We start from the raw sequence: 22,698 nt of genomic DNA, 5'->3' as shown, positions 1-22,698 counted from the left end.
ACCATGGTTGAGTCGATTCCGGGGAAAATCGAGCTGAGCCGTAGGCTTATCGGGGCAGGCAGGGGACAGGCAGTATGATCGGGCGGAGGACACCTCCTTCGACGGCGGACGAACAGAAGCCGAAGGGTTTCGATGATTTCGAGTTGCGCCTCGGGGATGTCATGCGCGGGGAACGCGCCACTCTCGGGAAATCCCTGCTCGACGTCCAGCGCGAGCTGAAGATCAAGGCGACCTATGTCGCCGCGATCGAGAATTGCGACGTCTCGGCCTTCGAGACCCAGGGCTTCGTCGCCGGCTATGTCCGCTCCTATGCCCGCTATCTCGGGATGGACCCGGAATGGGCCTATGCGCGCTTCTGCGCCGAGGCGAATTTCAGCGCCAGCCCCGGCCTTTCGGTCGGCACCGTCGGGAGTTCTTCGAAATCCGCCTCGGCCAAGCCGGCGGCACGACCGAAGAAGGAATACCGCGACCCGCTGGCCGATCCCAATGCCACCTTCGTGCCGCGTGGCCAGGCGATGTTCAGCGGTATCGAGCCGCGGGCGATCGGCTCGCTGCTGGTGCTGGTCGCGCTGATCGGCGCCATCGGTTACGGCGGCTGGTCGGTGCTGCAGCAGGTCCAGCGCGTCCAGCTGGCCCCGGTCGACCAGGCGCCGGGCGCGGTTGCCGATCTCGACCCGCTGGCCGGCATCGCCACCGGGGCCGAGGACAAGACCGCCCAGCTCTCGGTGCCGGCCGCCGACAAGATCGACCGGCTGCACCGCCCGCAGGCGCTGGACGTGCCGGTGATGGTGTCGCGCGACGGGCCGATCGCCTCGATCAAGCCCGGCTCGCTGGGGGCGCTGTCCTCGGCGCCGGAGGAAAGCGGCATCACCATGGCCGCCGCCGCGCCCGAACCGGCGCCGCAAGCGGCCGCTGCGCCGGCTGTCGCACCGGCCGCCGATCAGGCCCAGACCCAGGCCCGGGCCGAGCCCGGCCAGGTCAAGGTCGTCGCCGACGCTGCGCCCTCGGTCCAGATCTTCGCCGTCCGCCCCGCCTGGGTGCGGGTCCGCGCCGCCGACGGCACCGTGCTGTTCGAGAAGATCCTCGATGCCGGCGAGCATTACACCGTGCCCCAGACCGAAGAGCCGGCGACGCTGCGCGCGGGCAATTCCGGATCGGTCTATTTCACCGTCAACGGCAAGACCTACGGCCCCGCCGCGCCGGGCGCGCATGTGGTCAAGAAGCTGGCGCTGACGGCCGGCAACCTGACCGACAAATACGCGCTGGCCGATCCCAAGGCCGATCCGGCCCTGGCCAGCTACGTCGCCGTCGCCCAGGCCCAGCAGTAACCCGTTTCAACCGTTCACGATCGGCGCCGCGGCGTTGCGGCGCCGCCGTCCGCGCGCTATCTGTCGCGCAAGCCCTTTGCCCCGAAAACAGGACGATCCGATGTCGCATAACCCGATCCGTCCCTGGCGCGATATCGAGCGCCGCAAATCGCGCCAGATCATGGTCGGCAATGTCCCGGTCGGCGGCGATGCCCCGATCTCGGTCCAGACCATGACCAATACCGATAGCTCGGACGCCCGGGCGACGCTCGACCAGGTGATCCGCTGCGCCGAGGCCGGGGCCGACATCGTCCGGGTCTCGACCCCCGACGAGGCCAGCACGAAGGCGCTGAAACAGGTCGTCGCCGGCAGCCCGGTGCCGATCGTCGCCGACATCCATTTCCACTACAAGCGCGCGATCGAGGCGGCCGAGGCCGGCGCCGCCTGCCTGCGCATCAACCCGGGCAATATTGGCGACGAGAGGCGGGTGAAGGAAGTCATCAGGGCCGCCCGCGACCACGGCTGCTCGATCCGCATCGGCGTCAATGCCGGCAGTCTGGAGAAGCACCTGCTCGAGAAATACGGCGAGCCCTGCCCGGACGCGATGGTCGAATCCGGCCTCGACCATATCAGGATCCTGCAGGACAACGACTTCCACGAATTCAAGATCTCGGTCAAGGCTTCCGACGTCTTCCTCGCCGCCGCCGCCTATCAGCAGCTGGCCGAGGCCACCGACGCGCCGATCCACCTCGGCATCACCGAGGCCGGCGGCATGCTGGCCGGCACGGTGAAAAGCGCCATCGGCCTGGGCAACCTGCTGTGGATGGGGATCGGCGACACGCTGCGGGTCTCGCTCTCGGCCGACCCGGTGCAGGAGGTCAAGGTCGGTTACGAGATCCTGAAATCGCTCGGCCTGCGCCATCGCGGCGTCAACATCATCTCCTGCCCGTCCTGCGCCCGTCAGGGCTTCGACGTGATCAAGACGGTCGAGGTCCTGGAACAGCGGCTCGAGCATATCAAGACCTCGATGAGCCTCAGTATCATCGGCTGCGTCGTCAACGGCCCGGGCGAGGCGCTGATGACCGATATCGGCTTCACCGGTGGCGGCGCCGGCTCGGGCATGGTCTATCTGGCCGGCAAGCAGGACCACAAGCTGTCGAACGAGCAGATGGTCGACCATATCGTCGAGCTGGTCGAAAAGCGCGCCGCCGAGATCGAGGCCGAGAAAGCCAGGGCTGAAGCCGCCGAATAGGACGCGCCGTCCTTACGGCACGATTTCCCGCGGTCCCCGCTTTTCTTCCCGTTTTCCTCTCAGCGAAAATATCCTCGGGGGTCCGGGGGCAGACAGCCCCCGGCCCAACCGCCCGCGCATCGGATCAGTTGGCGCGCACTTCCTTGACGATCTCGGTCATCTGCGCCAGCGGGACATAGCCGCGCAGCATCTGGTCGCCCAACACGAAGGTCGGCGTTCCGTTGATACCCAGCCGCTTGGCCAGGGCGTGGTTGTCGGCGATCACCTTGGTCACTTCGGGGCTGTCCATCCGCGCCTTGATCGCCTCGGCGTCCAGCCCCAGCTTGCCGGCCAGCGCCGCCAGCGAGGCGTCGGTGATGTTGGCGCGCATCTTCATCAGCGCGTCATGGGCCTTGGCATAGGCGTCGGGCCCGTTCAGCTGCAACACCGCGATGGCGAAGCGCGAGCCCAGCACCGACTGGTCGCTGAGGATCGGGAACTCCTTGACGATGAAGCGGATATTGCCGTCGGTCTTGAGTAGCTGGGCGACCTCGGGATAGGCCTTGTGGCAGTAGCCGCAGCGGTAATCCATGAACTCGACCAGCGTGATGTCGCCGTTCGGATTGCCGCCGACCCAGGAATTCGGGTCCTCGAAGATCGCCTTGGCATTGGCCTTGACCAGGTTGGCGTCGTTTTGCACCTGCTGCTGGGCCTGCTTGGCCTTCAGCCTGTCGATCGCCTCGACCAGCACCTCGGGATGGTCGAGCAGATAGGCGCGGACCTCTTCGCCGAAGGCGGCCTTCTCGTCGGGCGTCATGTTCTTGAAGTCCAGCGCCCGGGCCGGGGCGGCGGCGCTCAGCGCCACGGCGGCGCTCAGGGCGAGCGGGGCCAGCGCGCGGGCGGCAAGGGAAGCAAGCGTCATCGGGTCATCTCCGTTCGGCGGCGTCGGGGCCACCTTCATTCGCGGTTCGCGCCACAATGCCAGATCGCACGGCCAAGACAAGCCCGCCGGCCCCGCCCGACGCCGTAGGGACGATGCGACGCAGGCGGCCATTGACCTCGGGCGCGGGCGCTGGAATGACGGGAGCAACCAGTCAGGAGGGGCGGATGCGAAGCTCGGACCGCGGATCGGTCGATCCCTTTATCGTGATGGACGTGATGGAACAGGCCCGCGCCGCCGAGGCCGCCGGGCGCCACATCATCCACATGGAAGTGGGGCAGCCGGGCACCCCGGCGCCGGCCGGGGCCCGCACCGCGCTGGCGCAGGCGATGGAGGGCGAGGCGCTGGGCTACACCGTCGCGCTCGGCCTGCCCGAGCTGCGCGCCGCCATCGCCGGGCTCTATCGGCGCTGGTACGGGATCGAGCTCGACCCGGCCCGCGTGGTCGTGACCTCGGGCTCGTCGGGGGCTTTCCTGCTCGCCTTCACGGCGCTGTTCGACGCCGGGGCGCGGGTCGGGCTGGGCGAGCCGGGCTATCCTTCCTACCGCCAGATCCTCAAGGCGCTGTCGCTCGAACCCGTCGGCATCCAGACCGCCGAGGAGAACCGGCTGCAGCCGGTGCCGGCCGACCTCGCCGCGGCCGGGGATCTCGACGGGTTGATCGTCGCCTCGCCGGGCAACCCTTCCGGCACGATGCTGGACCGCGCCGCGATGGCGGCGCTGATCGGCCATTGCGCCGAGCGCGACATCGCCTTCATCTCCGACGAGATCTATCACGGCATCCAATACGAGGGCCGCGCGGTCTCGGCGCTGGAGATCAGCGACGAGGTCTATGTCATCAACTCGTTCTCGAAGTATTTCAGCATGACCGGCTGGCGCGTCGGCTGGATGGTGGTGCCGGAAGACCACGTCCGCCGGATCGAGCGGCTGGCGCAGAACCTGTTCATCTGCCCGCCCCATGCCAGCCAGATCGCCGCGCTGGGGGCGCTGGAGAGCCATGACGAGCTCGAGGCCAACCTCGCCGTCTATGCCGAGAACCGGCGGCTGATGCTCGAGGGGCTGCCGAAAGCCGGGTTTGGCCATATCGCGCCGCCGGACGGGGCCTTCTACGTCTATGCCGATGTCTCGGACCTGACCGACGACAGCCTCGCCTTCGCCGCCGAGATCCTGGAGCAGGCCGGGGTGGCGGTGACGCCGGGGCTGGACTTCGACCCGCATCGCGGGGCGCACACGCTGCGGTTTTCCTACGCCCGGGCGACCGAGGACATCACCGAGGGGCTGCGGCGGCTGGAAGCCTTCATGGCCGCGCGCAAGCGGTGAGCGGAGCAGGGGGCCGTCTGCCCCCTCTGGGCGCGGGGCGCCCATTCACCCCCGAGGATATTTGAGCTCAGGTGAAAGGGCAGGGGCGTTTCGCCGGGGCGGCGGCTGCGCTAGGATGGCGAAAACGGGCGAGGCATGAGCGGGTTTTCCAGGGTCATTCGGTGGATCGTCTTGGTGGCGGTCGTGATGCTGTCGGCAACGGCGGGCGCGGTGGCGCAACAGGCCGGGGCGAGCGGCTCCGGCCTGTCGGCGCTGGCGCGGTTCGAGCCCGAGGGCTCGTCGATCCGCGATGCGGGCGACGGCATCGCGGTCGATCTCAACATCAGCCAGCCGGTGCCGTGGCGGGTGCGGACGCTGGCCGATCCGCCGCGGCTGGTGCTGGATTTCCGCGAGGTCGACTGGGGTCGGATCGAGGATCGGGCGCTGTCGACAGCCGCCCATGTCCGCGACCTGCGCGCCGGGCTGTTGCAGCCGGGCTGGTCGCGGCTGGTGCTGCAGCTCGACGGCCCGTTCAAGGTGGCCTCGGCTGAGATGCGCACCGATCCCTCGGGGCGCGGCGGCGCGGTGGTCCGGCTGACCCTGAGGCCCGAGCCGATGGCGGCCTTCCGCGCCGCCTCGGCCGCGCCCGACCCGGCGCGCTGGACCTTGCCACGGCCGGCGACCATGCCGGCCTCGCAGCGGCAAAAGCGCGGCGAGGGGCCGCTGGTGGTGGTGCTCGATCCCGGCCATGGCGGCATCGATCCCGGCGCCGTCGAGGGCAAGGTGCACGAGGCCGATGTCGTGCTGGCCTTCGCCCGCAAGCTCAAGGAGGCGCTGTTGCGCGCCGGCGGCATCAAGGTGGTGATGACCCGGGACGAGGATGTCTTCGTGCCGCTCGAGACCCGGATCTCGATCGCCCGCGCGGCCAAGGCCGACCTGTTCCTCGCCATCCATGCCGATGCGATTCCCGAGGGCCGGGCGATCGGCGCCACCGTCTACACGCTGGCCGAGAAGGCGACCGACCGGGCCTCGGAGCTGCTGGCCGAACGCCACGACCGCGACGACCTGCTGGCGGGGGTCGACCTGACCGGGCAGGATGACGAGGTTGCCGGCGTGCTGATGGACCTGGCCCGGACCGAGACCATGCCGCGCTCGGAACGTTTCGCCCGCGATCTGGTCACGGCGATCAAGGCGGCCAAGCTGCACATGCACCGCCATCCGCATCAGCAGGCGGCCTTCTCGGTGCTGAAATCGGCCGATATTCCCTCGGTCCTGCTCGAACTGGGCTTCCTGTCGTCGAAGAGCGACCGCAAGCGCCTGCGCGACCCGAAATGGCAGGCGACGATGGTCGGTGCGATCATCTCGGCGATCCGGGTCTGGGCGGTGCAGGACGCGGCCGAGGCGGCGTTGCTGCGGCAATAGTCGGGCCGCCTCCCGCGGGCGTGAATGCCTGAGCGGGATTCGGCGCGGGCTCGTCCCGAGTTGTTTTGACCCCATCGGGGGAAGTGCCTATATGGGGGGCGATTGAATTGGGGGCCCGTCCTTTTGACCCGAGTGATCCTATCCTTCTTCGGCGCGATCTTCAGTTGGTTGACGCTGGCGCTGTTCTTCGGCGCGCTGACCCTCGGCGCGCTGTTCTGGATGTATTCGCGCGACCTGCCCAGCTACGAGCTGCTGGCGCAATACACGCCGCCGACGATCAGCCGGATCTATGACGGCGAGGGCAAGATCATCGACGAATTCGCCCATGAGCGGCGGATCTACACCCCGATCGCCGACATCCCGCCGCTGGTGAAGGAAGCCTTCGTCTCGGCCGAGGACAAGAACTTCTACCTCCACCAGGGCTTCGACGCGCGCGGCATCTTCGCCGCCATCGTCGAGGCGGTGCGCACCCGCGGCCGCATCGTCCGCGGCGCCTCGACCATCACCCAGCAGGTGGCGAAGAACTTCCTGCTGTCGGGCAACCGCACCATCGAGCGCAAGATCAAGGAGCTGATCCTGGCCAACCGGATCAGCAACGCCTTCAGCAAGGACCGGGTGCTGGAGCTCTACCTCAACGAGATCTATCTCGGCGCCAATTCCTACGGCGTGGCGGCGGCGGCGCAGACCTATTTCAACAAGACGCTGAGCCAGCTCACCCCGCAGGAGGCCGCCTACCTGGCGGCGCTGCCGAAGAAACCCTCGGACCTGCATCCGGTGCGCGACATGAAGGCGGCGATCGCGCGGCGCAACTACGTGCTCAACCAGATGTATCTCAACGGCTACCTGCCCAAGGCCGAGGCCGAGAAGGCCGAGGCGGCGCCGTTGAAGAGCGTGCAGAACGGCGATTACCCGGCCTTCCGCGAGAAGCTGCCGCCGCGCGACTACTTCACCGACGAGATCCGGCGCGAGCTGTCGGACACCTTCGGCCAGCAGGAATTCTTCGGCGGCGGGCTGACGATCCGCGCCACCGTCGATCCCGAGATGCAGGCCGACGGCGCCGCGGCACTGCGCCACGGGCTCGAGAAATACGACCGCAGCCGCGGCGTCTGGCGCGGCACCGGCAAGACGATTCCGGCGGCCGACCTGAAATCGACGGCGAAATGGCAGGCGGCGCTGGCCAATGAGAAAGTGGCGCGCGACATTCCCGGCTGGTATCCCGCCGTGGTGCTGTCGACGGACAAGACCACCGCCGAGGTCGGGATCGAGAATGGTCCCGACGGCACCGTCACGGCGACGATCCCGGCCGAGGACGTGACCTGGGCCCGCAAGAGCCTGGGCGACGGCAAGCTGAGCCGCAAGGCGCGGGTGCCGGCCGACCTGGTCTCGCCGGGCGACGTCGTCTATGTCGCCCATCTGGCCGACAAGAACGGCAAGCCGCTGCGCTGGTCGCTGCGCCAGATCCCCGAGATCGAGGGCGCCTTCATGGCGATGGACGCCAAGACCGGCCGGGTCATCGCGATGCAGGGCGGTTTCTCGTACCAGCATTCGGTGTTCAACCGCGCCACCCAGGCCAAGCGCCAGCCCGGTTCGGCCTTCAAGCCCTTCGTCTATGCCGCCGCGCTCGACAGCGGCTTCACCCCGGCGACCATCGTCATCGACGCGCCGATCGAGGTCGACACGCCGCAGGGCCTGTGGCGGCCGAAGAACTCGTCGAACAAGTTCTACGGCCCGACCCTGATGCGCACCGGCCTGATCCACTCGCGCAACCTGATGACGATCCGGATCGCGCAGGAGATCGGCATGGACACCGTCGCCCGCTATGCCGAGCGTTTCGGGGTCTACGAGCCGATGCAGGAATTCCTCGCCAACAGCCTGGGCAGCCAGGAAACGACGCTGTTCAACCTGATGGGCGCCTATTCGATGATCGCCAATGGCGGCGAGCGGGTCGAGCCGTCGCTGGTCGACCGGGTCCAGGACCGCTTCGGCAAGACGATCTACCGCCACGACCAGCGCGTCTGCGAGGATTGCAACGATCCCAACCTGCCGCCCGACCAGTCGCCGATGATCCTGTCGAACCGCCAGCGCGTCATCGACCCGATCACCGATTACCAGCTGATCAACATGATGAAGGGCGTGGTCACCGAGGGCACTGCCTCGGGCGTGATCCACCTGCCGGTGCCGATCGCCGGCAAGACCGGGACGACCAACGATTCCAAGGATGTCTGGTTCATCGGCTTCTCCTCCAACATCGTCGCTGGCTGCTACATGGGCTTCGACACCCCGCGGCCGCTGGGCCACGGCGCCTATGGCGCCAGCATGTGCGGCCCGGTGTTCCAGGAGTTCATGCAGCAGGCGATCAAGAAATACGGCGGCTCGAAATTCAAGGTGCCGCCGGGGGGCCATTTCCTGATGGTTGACCGCTACAGCGGCGCGCTGGTCTCGGACAACAATACCGGCGGTGGCTTCGGCGCGCCGGCGGGCCAGGGCGACGGCACCGCGACTGCCGGCACGCAGCAGGCCAGCAACGCCATCCCGATCTATTTCCGCGATGGCGAGCAGCCGTTGCTGGGCATGGGCGGGATGATCGACGGCGGCTTCGCCATGGGCTCGAACCTGCCGCTCTTCGCCAATGGCGAGAACGATCCGGTGACCGGCACCGCCAACCAGTCGGTGACGACCTCGACCGGCGAGACCAAGGTCATCCCCGGCAAGGCCGATTTCGGCACCCTGAACTCGGGCGGGCTCTACTAGGCCCGCTCTCCCCTCCGTCCCGCCTTGCCCGTGCCGGCGCGAGGCGTTATCACCGTCCGTCAACCGCAAGACCCGAGGAAGTCACCGCCATGCGCGCCGAGATGCAGACCATCGCCCAGGACATCGAGAAATCGCTGACCCTGCTGGGCCAGCGCCTCGACTGGGAGACCGCGCCGCACCGGCTCGAGGAGTTCAACGCGATGATCGAGGACCCGGACCTGTGGTCCGATCCCGCCCGGGCGCAGAAGCTGATGCGCGAGCGCCAGAGCCTGATGGACGCGCTCAAGACCTACGAGGAGATCAAGACCGAGCTTGCCGACAATCTCGAGCTGATCGAGATGGGCGAGGCCGAGGGCGACGACGAGGTGGTCGCCGAGGCCGAGGCGGCACTGAAGGATCTGAAGGAAACCGCGGCGGCCAAGGAGCTGGAGGCGCTGCTCGACGGCGAGGCCGACGGCAACGACACCTTCCTCGAGATCAATGCCGGGGCCGGCGGCACCGAGGCCTGCGACTGGGCCCAGATGCTGCAGCGGATGTATGTCCGCTGGGCCGAGAAGCGCGGCTACAAGGTCGAGCTGCAATCCGAGGAAGCGGGCGCCGAGGCCGGGATCAAGTCCTGTTCCTACAAGATCTCGGGTCCCAATGCCTATGGCTGGCTGAAGTCGGAATCGGGCGTCCACCGCCTGGTCCGGATCTCGCCCTTCGGCAAGGGCACGCGCGAGACTTCCTTCGCCTCGGTCTGGGTCTACCCGGTGGTCGACGACAATATCGAGATCGAGGTCAACCCGGCCGACATCCGCATCGACACCTACCGCTCGTCGGGCGCCGGCGGCCAGCACGTCAACACCACCGACTCGGCGGTGCGGATCACCCACCACCCGACCGGCATCGTCGTCACCTCGTCCGAGAAGTCACAGCACCAGAACCGCGACATCGCCATGAAGGCGCTGAAATCGCGGCTCTACCAGATGGAGCTGGACAAGCGGAACGCGGCGATCAACGAGGCGCACGAGAACAAGGGCAGCGCCGGCTGGGGCAACCAGATCCGTTCCTACGTGCTGCAGCCCTACCAGATGGTGAAGGACCTGCGGACCGGGCACGAGACCTCGGACACGCAGGGCGTGCTCGATGGCGACCTCGACGGTTTCATGGCCGCGACCCTGGCGATGGACGTCGCCGGCAAGAGCCGCGCCGAGGCCCAGGCCGAGGCGTAGGGCTTCCAGCGCCAGACCTTTGCGGGGAGGGGCGGGCGCCGCCAGGCCAAGGCCGGGCGAAACGGGCTTCTCCTCTCTCGTTACCGCCCCCAACCCTGACGCTTGCCGGATTTCCGAACCTGCCCTAGCGTAAGGCAAAGGGGAGGACATCATGAGCGACACCCATGCGGCGCCGGCCGCTCAGGTGCCCGAGATCCGTCTGCTCGGGATCACCGACCTGGCCGAATCCCTGCAGGCCGGTTGGAACGACTTCCGCGCCGCGCCGGTCTACGGGCTGTTCTTCAGCGCCGTCTACGTCATCGGCGGCCTCGTCATGCTCTGGCTGCTGGCGGTCTGGGGCGCGATCTGGGTCAGCCTGCCTGCCGCCGCCGGCTTCCCGATCCTCGGTCCCTTCATTGCCGTCGGCCTCTACGAGGTCAGCCGCCGGCTCGAGACCGGCGCGCCGCTCAGCTGGCGCGCCGTGCTCGGCGTTGTCTTCCGCCAGAAGGACCGCCAGATCCCGTCGATGGCCGCCGTCATCGTCATCTTCTTCCTGTTCTGGAACTTCCTGTCGCACATGATCTTCGCCCTGTTCCTCGGGCTGCAGGTTATGACCAACGTCTCCTCGTCGCTGGGCGTGTTCCTGACCGCCAACGGGCTGATGATGCTGGGCTTCGGCACCGCGGTCGGCGCGGTCTTCGCAGGCGTCCTGTTCTCGATCACCGTCGTCAGCCTGCCGCTGCTGCTCGACCGCGAGGTCGATTTCGTCACCGCGATGATCGCCAGCTTCTCCTGCGTTCTGGCCAACCCGGCGGTGATGCTGATCTGGGCGGCGCTGGTCGGCGCGCTCCTGTTCATCGGCATGCTGCCGGGCTTTCTCGGCCTCTTCGTCACGCTGCCGGTGCTGGGCCATGCCAGCTGGCACCTTTACCGCAGGGCGCTGGAACCCGCCGCCTGAGGGTGCGGCGGCTGCCAGTGGTCGACCCGCAGGATGCTGAGAACGCCGGCCAGCGCGGCGAAACCGGCGCCGAGGAACAGTGACCAGGTCGCGCCGCCGATCCCCAGCTGGGCCAGCAGCAGGGCAACCAGCGCGGCGCCGATCGACTGCCCGGTCAGCCGCGCCGTCCCCAGCACGCCGCTGGCCGCGCCGCTGCGCGGCTTGGGGGCAGAGCCGATCATGGTGCGGTTGTTCGGGGTCTGGAACAGGCCGAAGCCGATGCCGCACAGCACCATGCGCCAGGCGATGTTCCAGAACCCCGGATCGGCCGGCAGCAGGCCGAGCAACAGCAGGCCGACGGCCAGCAACACCATGCCGCCGGTGCCCAGCAGCGCCGGCGAGCGGCTGTCCGACAGCCTCCCGGCCAGCGGCGCCACCACCGCCAGCGCCAGCGGCCAGGGCATCATCAGCAGCCCGACCTGCGCCGGCGGGAAGCCCATCGCCACCTGGAAGGCGAAGGGCAGCGAGACGAAGGCGAGGATCTGGGCGGTGAAGGCCGAGATCGAGGCGGCGACCGAGAGGCTGAAGATCGGGATGCGGAACAGGTCGAGCGGCAGCATCGGCCGGTCGACCCGGCGCTCGTGCCGGATCAGCAGGGCGAAGCCGACGACGCAGGCGACGGCCTGCAGCAGCACCAGGTACCAGGGCAGGTCATGGCCCAGGCTGTCGATCGTGGTGATCACCAGGCCGATCGATACCGCGCTCATCACGGCGGCGAAACTGTCGAAGCGTCGGCCGGAGCGGTCGCTCTCGGGCAGGCTGCGCCAGCCGAGCGCGACGGTGAGGATGCCCAGCGGGATGTTGATCGCGAACAGCCATTGCCAGCTCAGCACCGCCAGCGCGAAGCCGGCGATGGCGGGCCCGGCGGTGGCGGCCGCCGCCACGGCGAGGGCATTGAAGCCCAGCGCCGCGCCGAACCTGCTCTGGGGCACGATATAGCGCAGCACCGCGGTGTTGACGCTCATCAGCCCGGCGGCGCCCAGCCCCTGCACGATCCGCGCCGTGGTCAGGCTGGTCAGCGAAGTCGACATCACGCAGCCGACCGAGGCGACGGTGAACAGGGCGATGCCCCACAGGTAGATGCGGCGATAGCCGATCTTCTCGCCCAGCGTCGCCAGCGGCAGCAACGCCATGACGATGGCCAGCTGGTAGCCGTTGACGATCCAGATCGAGACCGAGGCGTCGGCCTGGAAATCCTGCGCGATGGTCGGCAGCGCGACATTGGCGATGGTGCCGTCCAGCACCGCCAGCGTCACCCCGAGGATCACCGTCGCCCAGGCGAAGTAGCGGCGCGGCGGGGCCAGCCCGTCTTCGGCGACATCATCCTGAACCTCGCCCTGGCCCGGCTGTGCCATGCGCATCTGAACTCCCCCGTTCACTTCGGCTTGGCGGGACAGTAGCACTCCCGCCGCCGGCGTCCAGAGACGAGGCCCGAAAACAGCTCTGGCGCCGCGCGGCGGCCGGGCCCTATGGTGGCGCCGGACCGGGGAGGGGACATGGTCGGGCGGATCATCGAGACGGAGGCCTGCATCGCCGAGGGCACGGCCTGGCTGGCAGCGCGCGAGCCGCGCTTTGCCACGGTGCTGGAGGTGGTGGAGGCGGTGCCGTTGCGCCGCCGCCCGGACGGGTTCGGCGCCTTGGTCTGGGCCATCGTCGGCCAGCAGGTCAGCACCGCCTCGGCCGCGGCGATCCTGGGCCGGCTCGAGGCGGCCGGCCTGACCGAGGGCGCGGCACTGGCGGCGGTGTCGGAGGAAGAGCTGCGCGCCTGCGGGCTGTCGCGGCCCAAGATGCGCTACCTTCGGGCGCTGGCCGCGGCGGAACTGGATTTTCCCGCCCTGCGAGCGATGCCCGACGCGGCGGTGATCGCGGAACTGGTGGCGCTGCCGGGCATCGGCCGCTGGACCGCAGAGGTCTATGCCATGCTGTCGCTCGGCCGGGCGGATGTCTTCGCGCCGGGCGACCTGGCGCTGCAGGAGGCGGCGCGGGCGCTGTTCGGGCTCGCGGCGCGGCCCAGCGAACGGGAGTTGCGGGCGATGGCAGAGGCCTGGTCGCCCTGGCGGGGCGTTGCGGCGCGGATGCTCTGGGCCTATTACCGGCATCTGAAAGCACGAGAGGGGATCGGATGACGCGCGAATTGGAATTCGGCCGGCGCGAGGCGGCTTCGGGGCAGGCCAAGAGCCTGGTGATTTTCCTGCATGGCTACGGCGCCGATGGCAATGACCTGCTCGGGCTGGCCGATCCGCTGGCGCCGCATCTGCCAGACACCACCTTCATCGCCCCCAACGCGCCCGAACGCTGCTCGGGCAACCCGATGGGCTACCAGTGGTTCCCGATCCCGTGGCTCGACGGCTCGTCGGAAGAGGCGGCGCAGGAGGGGATGCGCAAGGCTTTCGCCGATCTCAACGCCTTCCTCGACGCCCGGATGGAAGAGGAGGGCCGGACCGCCGCCGAGACCGCGATCATCGGTTTCTCGCAAGGCACGATGATGGCGCTGCACGTGGCGCCGCGGCGGGCCGAGCCCTTGGCCGGCATCGTCGCCTTCTCGGGCCGGTTGCTGATGCCCGAGGTGCTGAAGGTCGACATGAAGTCGAAGCCGCCGGTGATCCTGATCCATGGCGACCAGGACGACGTCGTGCCCTTCACCGATATGGACCGGGCTGGCCGGGCGCTGCTCGATGCCGGGTTCCAGACCTACGGCCACGTGATGAAAGGCACCGGCCACGGCATCGCGCCCGACGGGCTAGGCGTGGCGATGCAGTTCCTCAAGGAGCGCCTGCCGGGCTGAGGCGGGCGCGTCGCCACCGCCTGCCTGACTTTTTCCCGCGCTGCCCTATCTGTCATCTTGCTGTGAACTTGAGCGTTTAGGTCTCTGCCTGACACCACTCTATGTAGAGGGGCTTGTCAGGCGTAAAACGCCATATATAGTTTCACTAGAGGGGGCGGCGTCTCCCGTCCCCTTCCGCAGCGGCCCCTGGGCCGGCGCCGGCCGGCCGGGCCCCGACAAAGGGCGTAGAACGGCAATGGACGGCGATTTCAGGACGACTTTCGTACGCGAACCCGCGGCGTTGAAACATCACCCGGCGCTGGTCCTGAACGCGGATTACCGCCCGCTTTCCTACTACCCGCTCTCGCTCTGGCCGTGGCAGGAGGCCATCAAGGCGGTGTTCCTCGACCGGGTCTCGATCCTTGCCGAATACGACACCACGGTGCACAGCCCGACGACCGAGATCCGAATACCCTCTGTCGTGGTGCTCAAGGAATTCGTCCAACCACAGAAGCGCGTGGCCTTCACGCGCTTCAATCTTTTTCTGAGGGACGAATTCCGCTGCCAGTATTGCGGTGCCCGCGGCGACCTGACCTTCGATCATGTCGTGCCGCGCGCCCGCGGCGGCATCACCAGCTGGGAGAACGTGGTCGCCGCCTGTTCGCCCTGCAACCTGCGCAAGGGCTCGAAATCGCTGCGCCAGGCCGGCATGCATCTGCGCAAGCAGCCGCGCCAGCCCACCGCCGCCGACATGCAGAATATCGGCCGGCGCTTCCCCCCCAACCACCTGCATGAAAGCTGGCTCGATTTCCTTTACTGGGACGCCGAGCTCGAGGCCTGAGCCGGCCGCGCTTGCCGCGCCGCGGCAGGGTGCTAGACTTAGCCGCGCGATCGGGTTAGAAGGCGGCCGTTAGCGCTAACATCGCCGGCGCCAAAGGAGGTATTCGGGGTGGCCAGCGTGATGTGGCAGAGAAGCGAGGGCAAGATGGTTTCGCGCGTGATTCCGGTCGAACCGTTCGACCTGGTGGTGTTCGGCGGCACCGGCGACCTGGCGACGCGCAAGATCCTGCCCGGGCTCTACCGCCGCTTCTGGGCCGGCCAGATCCCCGAAGGCAGCCGGATCATCGGCGCCGCACGGTCCGAGATGGACGACGCCGCCTATCGCGCGATGGTGCACGAGGCGATTGCCGAATTCGTGGCGCCCGACAAATGCGACAAGGCGACGCTCACCGCCTTCCTCGACAGCGTCTCCTACGTGCCGATCGACGCCCGCGGCACCGGCGGCTGGCAGCAACTGGCCGGGCTGATGCGCGACGACGTCGTGCGCGCCTTCTATTTTTCGGTCGCGCCCGGCCTGTTCGGCGACCTGGCCCAGCGGCTGCACAGCCACGCCATCGCCGATCCGGACAGCCGGATCGTGGTCGAAAAGCCCTTCGGCCGCGACCTCGACTCGGCCCGCAAGCTCAACGCCACCCTGGCCGAGCATTTCGACGAGACCCAGATCTACCGCATCGACCACTACCTGGGCAAAGAGACGGTGCAGAACCTGATGGCGGTGCGTTTCGCCAACATCCTGTTCGAGCCGCTGTGGAACGCCCAATATGTCGATCACGTCCAGATCACCGTGGCCGAGACGGTCGGCGTCGGCGGCCGCGGCAGCTATTATGACAAGTCCGGCGCGATGCGGGACATGGTGCAGAACCACATGATGCAGCTTCTGTGCCTGATCGCGATGGAGCCGCCCTATCGCTTCGAGCCCGACGCGGTGCGCGACGAGAAGCTCAAGGTGATCCGCGCGCTCGAGCCGGTCGGCCATGACGACATCGTCCGCGGCCAGTATCGCGGCGGCCCGCGCAAGAGTGGCGATGACGAGCTGTCCTATACCGAGGATGTCGAGGACCCGCACAGCCTGACCGAAAGCTATATCGCGCTGAAGGCCAGCATCGCCAACTGGCGCTGGCAGGGGGTGCCGTTCTACCTGCGCACCGGCAAGAAGCTGCGGGCCCGCACCTCCGAGATCGCCGTGGTGTTCAAGGAGCCGCCGCATTCGATCTTCGACGAGGACGAGGCCTGGCGCGAGAACGTGCTGGCGATCCGGCTGCAACCGAACGAGGGCATGAACCTGTCGGTGATGATCAAGGAGCCGGGACCGGGCGGCATGCGCCTGACCGACGTGCCGCTGGACATGTCCTTTGCCGAGGCGCTGGGCGAGGATGGCGCCGACATCCCGGATGCCTATGAACGGCTGATCATGGATGTTATCAGGGGCAATCAGACCCTGTTCATGCGCGGGGACGAGGTCGAGGCCGCCTGGGCCTGGACCGATCCGATCATCGCCGCCTGGGAGGAACGGGGCGACCGGCCGAAGGGCTATGACCCGTATTCCTCGGGCCCCGAGGATGCGTTGATGCTGCTGCATCGCGACGGCCGGCGCTGGAGGGAGATACGCGGATGAACTTCATCGAATACCCCGATCGCGAGCTGATGTTCCTCGGTCTCGCCGACAAGCTGGCGGCGGAGCTGGGCGATTTCCTGCGCCGCCAGGACAATGCCACCTTCTGCGTGCCTGGCGGCACCACGCCGGGGCCGGTCTTCGACGTCCTGTCCGATGTCGATCTCGACTGGAGCCGGGTCAAGGTGCTGCTCAACGACGAACGCTGGCTGCCGGAAGAGGCCGGCCGCTCGAACGCGCGGCTGGTGCGCAAGCGGCTGCTGACCGGGCGCGCGGCGGCGGCCGAGTTCGTGCCGTTCTACGAGGCGGCCGAGCGCCCCGAGGACAAGCTGGACGAACTGAACGCGCGGATCTCCCCTTGCCTGCCGATCTCGGTGCTGCTGCTGGGCATGGGGGACGACATGCACACCGCCTCGCTGTTTCCCGGCGCCGAGGGGCTACGGCAGGCGCTGAGGCATTCGGCGCCGCCCCTGATGGCGATGCGCCAGCCCGGCACCGGCGAGCCGCGGGTCACCCTGACCGCACCGGTGCTGAGCGCGGCGATGAGCACCCATGTCGTCATCACCGGGCCGGAGAAGCGGGCCGCGGTGGAACGGGCGCAGGACCTCGATCCGCTCGACGCGCCGATCCGGGTGGTGCTGGACGAAGCGACGGTACATTGGGCGGAATGAGATGATCATCTGGCAGGAACTGGCAGAGCACGGCCGGCGTGTCGCCGACCGGCGGATCGAGGAGTTGTTCGCGGCCGAGGGCCGGGCCGAGGCGTTCTCGGCCCGTCTGGGCGAGATGCTGTTCGATTACTCCAAGACCAATATCGACGAGACCGCGCGCGGGATGCTGCTGCGGCTGGCCGAGGAGACAGGCGTCGCCGAACGCCGCGAGGCGATGTTCACCGGCGTCAAGATCAACGAGACCGAGGGCCGCGCGGTGCTGCACACCGCCCTGCGCAACCTCGCCGGCTCGGTCATCGTCGACGGCGAGGAGGTGATGGACGAGGTCCGCGCCACCCATCGCCGGATGCAGGACTTTGCCCGCGACCTGCGCCAGGGCCGGATCGCCGGGCAGGGCGGGCCGATCACCGATGTCGTCAATATCGGCATCGGCGGCTCCGATCTCGGCCCGGCGATGGCCTGCCTGGCGCTGTCGCCCTATGCCGACGGGCCGCGCTGCCATTTCGTCTCGAATGTCGACGGCGCCCATATCCACGACGTGCTGTCCGGGCTGGAGCCCGCGACGACGCTGGTGATCGTTGCCTCCAAGACCTTCACCACGATCGAGACCATGACCAACGCCCGCACCGCCCGTGGCTGGATGGCGGCGAAGGTGTCCGAGCCGGGGGCGCAGTTCGCCGCCGTCTCGACCGCCGGGGACAAGACCGCCGCCTTCGGCATCGATCCCGCCCGGGTCTTCGGTTTCGCCGACTGGGTCGGCGGCCGCTACTCGGTCTGGGGGCCGGTCGGGCTCAGCCTGATGATCGCCATCGGGCCCGAGCGCTTCGACGAGTTCCTGGCCGGTGGCGCGGCGATGGACGCGCATTTCCGCGCGGCGCCGTTCGCGCAGAACCTGCCGGTGCTGCTGGCCCTGGTCGGTATCTGGCACAATCAGATCTGCGGCCATGCCACCCGGGCGGTGCTGCCCTACGACCAGCGCCTGGCGCGGCTGCCGGCCTACCTGCAGCAGCTCGAAATGGAGAGCAACGGCAAGCGGGTGGCGATGGACGGCAGCGAGCTGACGCGCGAGTCCGGGCCGGTGGTCTGGGGCGAGCCCGGCACCAACGGCCAGCACGCCTTCTTCCAGCTCATCCACCAGGGCACCCGCGTCGTCCCCTGCGAGTTCCTGCTGGCGCGCGAGGGGCACGAGCCCGGCCTCGCCCATCAGCACCGGCTGCTGGCGGCCAATTGCCTGGCCCAGTCCGAGGCGCTGATGCGCGGCCGCAGCTACGACGAGGCGCGCGAACGGATGGCGGGCCGGGGCCTGACCGGCGACGAGCTCGAACGCCAGGCCAATCACCGCGTCTTCCCCGGCAACCGGCCCTCGACGACGCTTCTCTACCCGCGCCTGACGCCCTATACGCTGGGCCAGATCATCGCGCTTTACGAGCACCGGGTCTTCGTCGAGGGCGTGATCCTCGGCATCAACAGCTTCGACCAATGGGGCGTCGAGCTGGGCAAGGAACTGGCGCTGGCGCTGGAGCCGATGCTGGAAGGCCGCGAGAGCCCGGCCGACAAGGACGGCTCGACGCAGATGCTGCTGGGCTACCTGCGCGGCTGACGCCGCGTCTTTCACCTTTCCATTGCCGGCCGGGACGACCCGCGCTAACTCTTGCTCCGCGGCCAATCCCGGCCGCGTCGTTCTCAGGGCGGGGCGGAATTCCCCACCGGCGGTAAGCGGAGAGAGCCGCAAGCCCGCGAGCGCCTCTTCGCGGAGAGGGTCAGCAGATCTGGTGCAACTCCAGAGCCGACGGTCACAGTCCGGATGGAAGAGAGCGGGAAAGGGTGCGGGGCCGGCCGGTCCCGTCGCCGTTGTCCTGTCTGCCTTGGGTTATGCGCGTAGACGAAAGGACAACGCCATGACTCGCCTCATCTCAACGATCGGCCCGGCCGCTGCCGGCGCCTTCCTGATGATCCTCGCCGGCGCGCTCTTCGCGGCCGATAACACGCTGGTGCAATACGGCGCCATGACCCTGGGCATCCCGCCCGCGCGGATCGCCTTCTGGCAGTATTTCATCGCCTTCCTCTTCGCATTGCCCTGGCTGGTGAGCCAGGGCGCGGCAGCGATGCGGACCGGCCAGTTCGGCCTGCATGTGATCCGCGTCGCCTCGGCCGCCATCGGCGTCCAGCTCTGGGTCGCCGGGCTGGCGCATGTGCCGATCTGGCAGGCGATCGCGCTGGTCATGCTGTCGCCCTTCTTCGTCACCCTCGGCGCCGCGCTGCTCTTGCGCGAAGCGGCGGGGGCCGAGCGCTGGCTGGCGGTCTCGACCGGGTTCGCCGGCGGCATGATCATCCTGGCGCCGTGGTCGGACGGCTTCACTCCCTATGCCCTGTTGCCGGTGGCGGCGGCGGCGCTCTGGGCGCTGACCTCGCTGCTGACCAAGTTCCTGACCCGCCGCGAGTCGCCGGAATCGCTCACCGTCTACCTGCTGTTGCTGCTGACGCCGTTGAACGCCGCGCTGGGCTGGGAGCAGGGGCTGCAGTTCATGGGGGGCGCGGCGGGGCTGGTGCTGGTCGCCTCGGGCCTGCTGACGGCGCTGGCGCAATATGCGCTGACCAAGGCCTACAGCGTCGCCGACGCCGCCTTCCTGCAGCCCTTCGACCATATCAAGCTGCCGTTCAACGTCGCCCTCGGGCTGGCGGTGTTCGGCTTCGTGCCGCCGGGCAGCATGTGGGTCGGCTCGGCGCTGATCGTCGCCGCCTCTTTCTACCTGCTCAGGCGCGAAAGCCGCGTCGCCGCCGTCGCCTGAGTGGCAAGGGAAACGGGCGGAAGGGAAGGCCCTTCCGCCCGCTCGGCGCGGCCGGGATGATCTGCCGCGCCTCTGCTCGACCGTGACTGTCAGTAGCGCCGCCAGTCGTGGCGGTCGTAGTGGCGGTTGTGGGACCAGTCGTGGCGGTCGCGCCGGTCGATGACGACGGTGCGCTTGCGCTCGACGATCACCCGGCGCTGAGGCTGGACGTAGACGTATTTCTTCACCACGCGGGGCCGCGGCTGGACGTAGATGTATTCTTTCACCACCCGGCGCGGCGGCGGCGGCGCGACATGGCGGCGGTGCTGCGGAACGGCGCGGTCGCGATGGTCGTTCGCGGCGCTGGCGATGATCGCCAGGGCGGTGGCGCCGGCCAGGAATCGGATCACGTCTCGGTCATTGGCCTGCGCGGGGGCGGCGGTGATCCCGGCCAGCGCGACGGCACCGGCGAGCGAGGCGGCGATGGTCTTGGCGAAGGTCATGTCAGGGCTCCTTTGCTACGGTCTGCCGACCGGGCCAACCCCGTGCCGACGTCATGGACCAACCCTGCTCGCCGCCCCGGAAGTTAGGCAATATCGCTCCCCTGTTATCCGATAACAGCAGCCCGAAGCCCCCGTGGTTATTGAATAACCGCGCGTTCGGCCCCATGCTAACCAAATCATGAAACACCGCATCCTCCTTCCCCTTTCCGCGCTGCTCCTCGCGCTGGCCCTGGCCGCCCCGGCCAGCGCCAACTGCTACGCGGATTACAAGGCCAAGAAGAACAATCCGTTGCGCCTGAGCTACGGCGTGATCGAATTGGCCGACCCGGCCTGCCGCTCGAAACAGGCGGCCGCCAAGGCGATTTCCCGCCGCATCTCAAAGGGCGGCTGGACCTTGCTCAACGTCCTGTCCATCTTCGGACCGGAAGGACTCGCACAAAGGAAAGCCAGTGCCGGAGCCAACTACCTCCGCTACTGAGACGTTGCGCGCGGGCAACCGCGTCGTCGCGATCGGCATCGTCGTCATCGTCGCGATCCTCTTGGTCGCGGCGGTGCTGCTGTTTCTCAACCTGCCCGACGCCAACGCCTTCAACATGCGGGTCGAGCGGATCTTCGTCCAGAACGACAACCTGACCACCCAGGCCGAGGTCAAGCTGCTGGAAATCCTCGCCCAGTCCGGCACCGCCTTTGCCGACGTGCTGTCCAGCTACCGGGTGGTGATCTTCGTGCTGCTGGTGTTCTCGACGGCGCTCTTGCTGGCGGCGCTGGTCTTCCTGGTGACGATCATCACCCTGAACCGGCGCATCTCGGCGATCCAGCGCACCGGCATCCAGGTCTCGGAACTGCTGATCAGCCGGGCCGAGAACACGGTCTACCTGAACAACATGGAGTTCAAGCTGACCGAGGCCGCGATCGAGACGCTGGCGGTGCTGGCCGAGGCGCGGATGGACGACGACGTGCTGTCGGGGGCGCAGATCGAGGCGATGATCTCGGGCCGCGACGAGAGCGATTGCGAGGAGGCGGCGGGCGCGACCCGGATCAAGCGGCTGCGCGACACGCTGGGCAACCAGATGGTCAGCGAACTGCTGGTCAAGAACATCGCCCGGCGCGGCTACATGCTGGCGATCGATAAGGACGTGATCCGGATGGTTTGAGCGGGTGGCGAGGCCGGGGGTTTCACACCCCCGGACCCCCGAGGAGTATTTCAGCAAAGAAGAAGGGTGCAGGGTTGCGTGAGAAGAATGCGGGTTCTATACGCGGCCCCCTTGACCTTTCCCTTTGAAAGCGGGGGATTCGCCAGTGCTGCAGACGCCGTATTACCTGATCGACAAGGCTGCGCTGCTGCGCAACATGGAGATCATCGACCGCCTGCGGGCGGGATCGGGCGCCAAGGCGCTGCTGGCGCTCAAGTGTTTCGCGACGTGGTCGGTCTTCGACCTGATGCGGGAGCACATGGACGGGACGACCTCGTCCTCGCTCTACGAGCTGCATCTGGGGCGCGAGAAGTTCGGCGGCGAGACCCATGCCTATTCGGTCGCCTGGGCCGATCACGAGATCGACGAGGCGGTCGGCTACGCCGACAAGATCATCTTCAATTCCTTCGGCCAGCTGGACCGTTTCGCCGGCCGGGCCGAGGGCATCGCACGCGGGCTGCGGCTCAATCCGCGCTTCTCGACCAGCGGCTTCGATCTGGCCGACCCGGCACGGCCGTTCAGCCGGCTGGGCGAATGGGACGCGGCGAAGATCGCGCAGGTGCTCGACCGGATCTCCGGGGTGATGATCCACTACAATTGCGAGAACGCCGATTTCGCCCTGTTCGACCGGCAGCTGGGGCGGATCGAGGCCGAGTTCGGCGCGATCCTGGAGAAGCTCGACTGGGTCAGCCTGGGCGGCGGCATCCATTTCACCGGTGCCGGCTACCCGGTCGACGACCTGGCGGCGCGGCTGAAGGCGTTCTCGGAGAAGTTCGGCGTGCAGGTCTATCTCGAACCCGGGGAGGCGGCGATCACCAACTCGACGACGCTGGAAGTGACCGTGCTCGACGTGCTCGAGAACGAGAAGCAGCTGGCCATCGTCGACAGCTCGATCGAGGCCCATATGCTCGACCTGCTGATCTACCGCGAGAGCGCCAAGCTGCCGCAGCAGGGCGATCACGCCTACCAGATCTGCGGCAAGTCCTGCCTCGCCGGCGATATCTTCGGCGATGCCCGCTTCCCGGCGCCGCTCAAGGTCGGCGACCGGATCTCGGTGCAGGACGCCGCCGGTTACACCATGGTCAAGAAGAACTGGTTCAATGGCGTGAAGATGCCGGCGATTGCCATTCGCGAGCTGGACGGGACGGTCCGGCCGGTGCGCGACTTCGGTTACGACGACTACAAGTCCAGCCTCTCCTGAGGCCCAT

General features: G+C 68.1%; 20 protein-coding genes and 1 riboswitch. Of the genes, 17 read left to right on the top strand and 3 right to left on the bottom strand.

Annotated features, from left to right (window positions below; all coding sequences use genetic code 11):
- Window positions 1-74 precede the first annotated feature (74 nt).
- Both ACFOES_RS17170 and ispG read left to right on the top strand, forming a co-directional pair.
- Entirely contained in the window at window positions 75-1,328 is a 1,254-nt protein-coding gene (locus ACFOES_RS17170; RefSeq protein WP_377834594.1) for a helix-turn-helix domain-containing protein, read from the top strand.
- A gap of 100 nt (window positions 1,329-1,428) precedes the next feature.
- Window positions 1,429-2,559: a flavodoxin-dependent (E)-4-hydroxy-3-methylbut-2-enyl-diphosphate synthase gene (ispG, locus tag ACFOES_RS17165; RefSeq protein WP_377834593.1), complete on the top strand. Its 1,131-nt coding sequence runs from the start codon at window positions 1,429-1,431 to the stop codon at window positions 2,557-2,559.
- Between the two features lie 124 nt (window positions 2,560-2,683).
- Here ispG and ACFOES_RS17160 read toward each other — a convergent pair whose 3' ends face one another.
- On the bottom strand, window positions 2,684-3,460 hold the full coding sequence (locus ACFOES_RS17160; protein ID WP_377834592.1) for a DsbA family protein: 777 nt from the start codon (window positions 3,458-3,460) through the stop codon (window positions 2,684-2,686).
- Window positions 3,461-3,645: 185 nt separating this feature from the next.
- On the opposite strand from ACFOES_RS17160, the gene ACFOES_RS17155 reads away from it, so the two are divergent.
- From ACFOES_RS17155 to ACFOES_RS17135, 5 genes are all read left to right on the top strand, one after another.
- Window positions 3,646-4,797, top strand: a complete 1,152-nt coding sequence (locus ACFOES_RS17155) for a pyridoxal phosphate-dependent aminotransferase (RefSeq protein ID WP_377834591.1) — start codon at window positions 3,646-3,648, stop codon at window positions 4,795-4,797.
- A gap of 135 nt (window positions 4,798-4,932) precedes the next feature.
- Window positions 4,933-6,198 (top strand): N-acetylmuramoyl-L-alanine amidase, encoded by a 1,266-nt coding sequence (locus ACFOES_RS17150; RefSeq protein ID WP_377834590.1) that lies wholly within the window; start codon window positions 4,933-4,935, stop codon window positions 6,196-6,198.
- A gap of 123 nt (window positions 6,199-6,321) precedes the next feature.
- Window positions 6,322-8,949: a penicillin-binding protein 1A gene (locus ACFOES_RS17145; RefSeq protein WP_377834589.1), complete on the top strand. Its 2,628-nt coding sequence runs from the start codon at window positions 6,322-6,324 to the stop codon at window positions 8,947-8,949.
- Between the two features lie 89 nt (window positions 8,950-9,038).
- Entirely contained in the window at window positions 9,039-10,163 is a 1,125-nt protein-coding gene (prfB, locus tag ACFOES_RS17140) for a peptide chain release factor 2 (protein WP_377834588.1), read from the top strand.
- Window positions 10,164-10,314: 151 nt separating this feature from the next.
- Window positions 10,315-11,100 (top strand): DUF2189 domain-containing protein, encoded by a 786-nt coding sequence (locus ACFOES_RS17135; RefSeq protein ID WP_377834587.1) that lies wholly within the window; start codon window positions 10,315-10,317, stop codon window positions 11,098-11,100.
- Here ACFOES_RS17135 and ACFOES_RS17130 read toward each other — a convergent pair.
- Window positions 11,070-12,500, bottom strand: coding sequence for an MFS transporter (locus tag ACFOES_RS17130; protein WP_377834586.1), 1,431 nt, complete (start codon window positions 12,498-12,500; stop codon window positions 11,070-11,072). The genes ACFOES_RS17135 and ACFOES_RS17130 overlap by 31 nt on opposite strands.
- 135 nt (window positions 12,501-12,635) lie before the next feature.
- On the opposite strand from ACFOES_RS17130, the gene ACFOES_RS17125 reads away from it, so the two are divergent.
- The 7 genes from ACFOES_RS17125 (at window position 12,636) to ACFOES_RS17095 (ending at window position 19,815) form a co-directional block, all read left to right on the top strand.
- Complete coding sequence (locus ACFOES_RS17125) at window positions 12,636-13,265, top strand: DNA-3-methyladenine glycosylase family protein (RefSeq protein WP_377834585.1); 630 nt, start codon at window positions 12,636-12,638, stop codon at window positions 13,263-13,265.
- On the top strand, window positions 13,262-13,924 hold the full coding sequence (locus ACFOES_RS17120; protein WP_377834584.1) for an alpha/beta hydrolase: 663 nt from the start codon (window positions 13,262-13,264) through the stop codon (window positions 13,922-13,924). Before ACFOES_RS17125 ends, ACFOES_RS17120 begins: the two co-directional genes overlap by 4 nt.
- A 235-nt stretch (window positions 13,925-14,159) precedes the next feature.
- Entirely contained in the window at window positions 14,160-14,744 is a 585-nt protein-coding gene (locus ACFOES_RS17115; protein ID WP_377834583.1) for an HNH endonuclease, read from the top strand.
- A 144-nt stretch (window positions 14,745-14,888) separates the two neighbouring features.
- On the top strand, window positions 14,889-16,358 hold the full coding sequence (gene zwf / locus ACFOES_RS17110) for a glucose-6-phosphate dehydrogenase (RefSeq protein WP_377834632.1): 1,470 nt from the start codon (window positions 14,889-14,891) through the stop codon (window positions 16,356-16,358).
- Window positions 16,355-17,026: a 6-phosphogluconolactonase gene (gene pgl, locus ACFOES_RS17105; protein WP_377834582.1), complete on the top strand. Its 672-nt coding sequence runs from the start codon at window positions 16,355-16,357 to the stop codon at window positions 17,024-17,026. The genes zwf and pgl overlap by 4 nt, the downstream gene beginning before the upstream one ends.
- 1 nt (window position 17,027) lies before the next feature.
- Complete coding sequence (gene pgi / locus ACFOES_RS17100) at window positions 17,028-18,626, top strand: glucose-6-phosphate isomerase (RefSeq protein ID WP_377834581.1); 1,599 nt, start codon at window positions 17,028-17,030, stop codon at window positions 18,624-18,626.
- Window positions 18,627-18,701: 75 nt separating this feature from the next.
- A riboswitch (FMN riboswitch) is annotated at window positions 18,702-18,846 on the top strand.
- Between the two features lie 78 nt (window positions 18,847-18,924).
- Window positions 18,925-19,815 carry a DMT family transporter gene (locus ACFOES_RS17095; RefSeq protein WP_377834580.1) on the top strand — a complete coding sequence of 297 codons (891 nt, stop codon included), beginning with the start codon at window positions 18,925-18,927 and terminating at the stop codon, window positions 19,813-19,815.
- Between the two features lie 89 nt (window positions 19,816-19,904).
- Here ACFOES_RS17095 and ACFOES_RS17090 read toward each other — a convergent pair whose 3' ends face one another.
- Window positions 19,905-20,297, bottom strand: a complete 393-nt coding sequence (locus tag ACFOES_RS17090; protein WP_377834579.1) for a hypothetical protein — start codon at window positions 20,295-20,297, stop codon at window positions 19,905-19,907.
- 178 nt (window positions 20,298-20,475) lie between these two features.
- On the opposite strand from ACFOES_RS17090, the gene ACFOES_RS17085 reads away from it, so the two are divergent.
- The 3 genes from ACFOES_RS17085 to nspC all read left to right on the top strand — a co-directional run bounded on the left by ACFOES_RS17085 (window position 20,476) and on the right by nspC (window position 22,691).
- On the top strand, window positions 20,476-20,775 hold the full coding sequence (locus tag ACFOES_RS17085; protein ID WP_377834578.1) for a hypothetical protein: 300 nt from the start codon (window positions 20,476-20,478) through the stop codon (window positions 20,773-20,775).
- Window positions 20,747-21,451 carry a winged helix-turn-helix domain-containing protein gene (locus ACFOES_RS17080; RefSeq protein ID WP_377834577.1) on the top strand — a complete coding sequence of 235 codons (705 nt, stop codon included), beginning with the start codon at window positions 20,747-20,749 and terminating at the stop codon, window positions 21,449-21,451. The genes ACFOES_RS17085 and ACFOES_RS17080 overlap by 29 nt, the downstream gene beginning before the upstream one ends.
- A gap of 145 nt (window positions 21,452-21,596) precedes the next feature.
- The gene (nspC, locus tag ACFOES_RS17075) at window positions 21,597-22,691 is read left to right on the top strand and encodes a carboxynorspermidine decarboxylase (protein WP_377834576.1); all 1,095 of its coding nucleotides are present in this window, start codon (window positions 21,597-21,599) and stop codon (window positions 22,689-22,691) included.
- Window positions 22,692-22,698: the final 7 nt, after the last annotated feature.

It is taken from the genome of Acidimangrovimonas pyrenivorans, assembly GCF_042643245.1.
Taxonomy (GTDB): domain Bacteria; phylum Pseudomonadota; class Alphaproteobacteria; order Rhodobacterales; family Rhodobacteraceae; genus Acidimangrovimonas; species Acidimangrovimonas pyrenivorans.
Note: the sequence above shows the minus strand (reverse complement) of the source record. Positions and strands in the feature narration are given on the sequence as shown.

Coding starts and splice junctions, on each gene's coding strand:
- ACFOES_RS17170 (WP_377834594.1), top strand. CDS start 75: ATGATCGGGCGGAGGACACCTCCTTCGACGGCGGACGAACAGAAGCCG.
- ispG (WP_377834593.1), top strand. CDS start 1,429: ATGTCGCATAACCCGATCCGTCCCTGGCGCGATATCGAGCGCCGCAAA.
- ACFOES_RS17160 (WP_377834592.1), bottom strand. CDS start 3,460: ATGACGCTTGCTTCCCTTGCCGCCCGCGCGCTGGCCCCGCTCGCCCTG.
- ACFOES_RS17155 (WP_377834591.1), top strand. CDS start 3,646: ATGCGAAGCTCGGACCGCGGATCGGTCGATCCCTTTATCGTGATGGAC.
- ACFOES_RS17150 (WP_377834590.1), top strand. CDS start 4,933: ATGAGCGGGTTTTCCAGGGTCATTCGGTGGATCGTCTTGGTGGCGGTC.
- prfB (WP_377834588.1), top strand. CDS start 9,039: ATGCGCGCCGAGATGCAGACCATCGCCCAGGACATCGAGAAATCGCTG.
- ACFOES_RS17135 (WP_377834587.1), top strand. CDS start 10,315: ATGAGCGACACCCATGCGGCGCCGGCCGCTCAGGTGCCCGAGATCCGT.
- ACFOES_RS17130 (WP_377834586.1), bottom strand. CDS start 12,500: ATGCGCATGGCACAGCCGGGCCAGGGCGAGGTTCAGGATGATGTCGCC.
- ACFOES_RS17125 (WP_377834585.1), top strand. CDS start 12,636: ATGGTCGGGCGGATCATCGAGACGGAGGCCTGCATCGCCGAGGGCACG.
- ACFOES_RS17120 (WP_377834584.1), top strand. CDS start 13,262: ATGACGCGCGAATTGGAATTCGGCCGGCGCGAGGCGGCTTCGGGGCAG.
- ACFOES_RS17115 (WP_377834583.1), top strand. CDS start 14,160: ATGGACGGCGATTTCAGGACGACTTTCGTACGCGAACCCGCGGCGTTG.
- zwf (WP_377834632.1), top strand. CDS start 14,889: ATGGTTTCGCGCGTGATTCCGGTCGAACCGTTCGACCTGGTGGTGTTC.
- pgl (WP_377834582.1), top strand. CDS start 16,355: ATGAACTTCATCGAATACCCCGATCGCGAGCTGATGTTCCTCGGTCTC.
- pgi (WP_377834581.1), top strand. CDS start 17,028: ATGATCATCTGGCAGGAACTGGCAGAGCACGGCCGGCGTGTCGCCGAC.
- ACFOES_RS17095 (WP_377834580.1), top strand. CDS start 18,925: ATGACTCGCCTCATCTCAACGATCGGCCCGGCCGCTGCCGGCGCCTTC.
- ACFOES_RS17090 (WP_377834579.1), bottom strand. CDS start 20,297: ATGACCTTCGCCAAGACCATCGCCGCCTCGCTCGCCGGTGCCGTCGCG.
- ACFOES_RS17085 (WP_377834578.1), top strand. CDS start 20,476: ATGAAACACCGCATCCTCCTTCCCCTTTCCGCGCTGCTCCTCGCGCTG.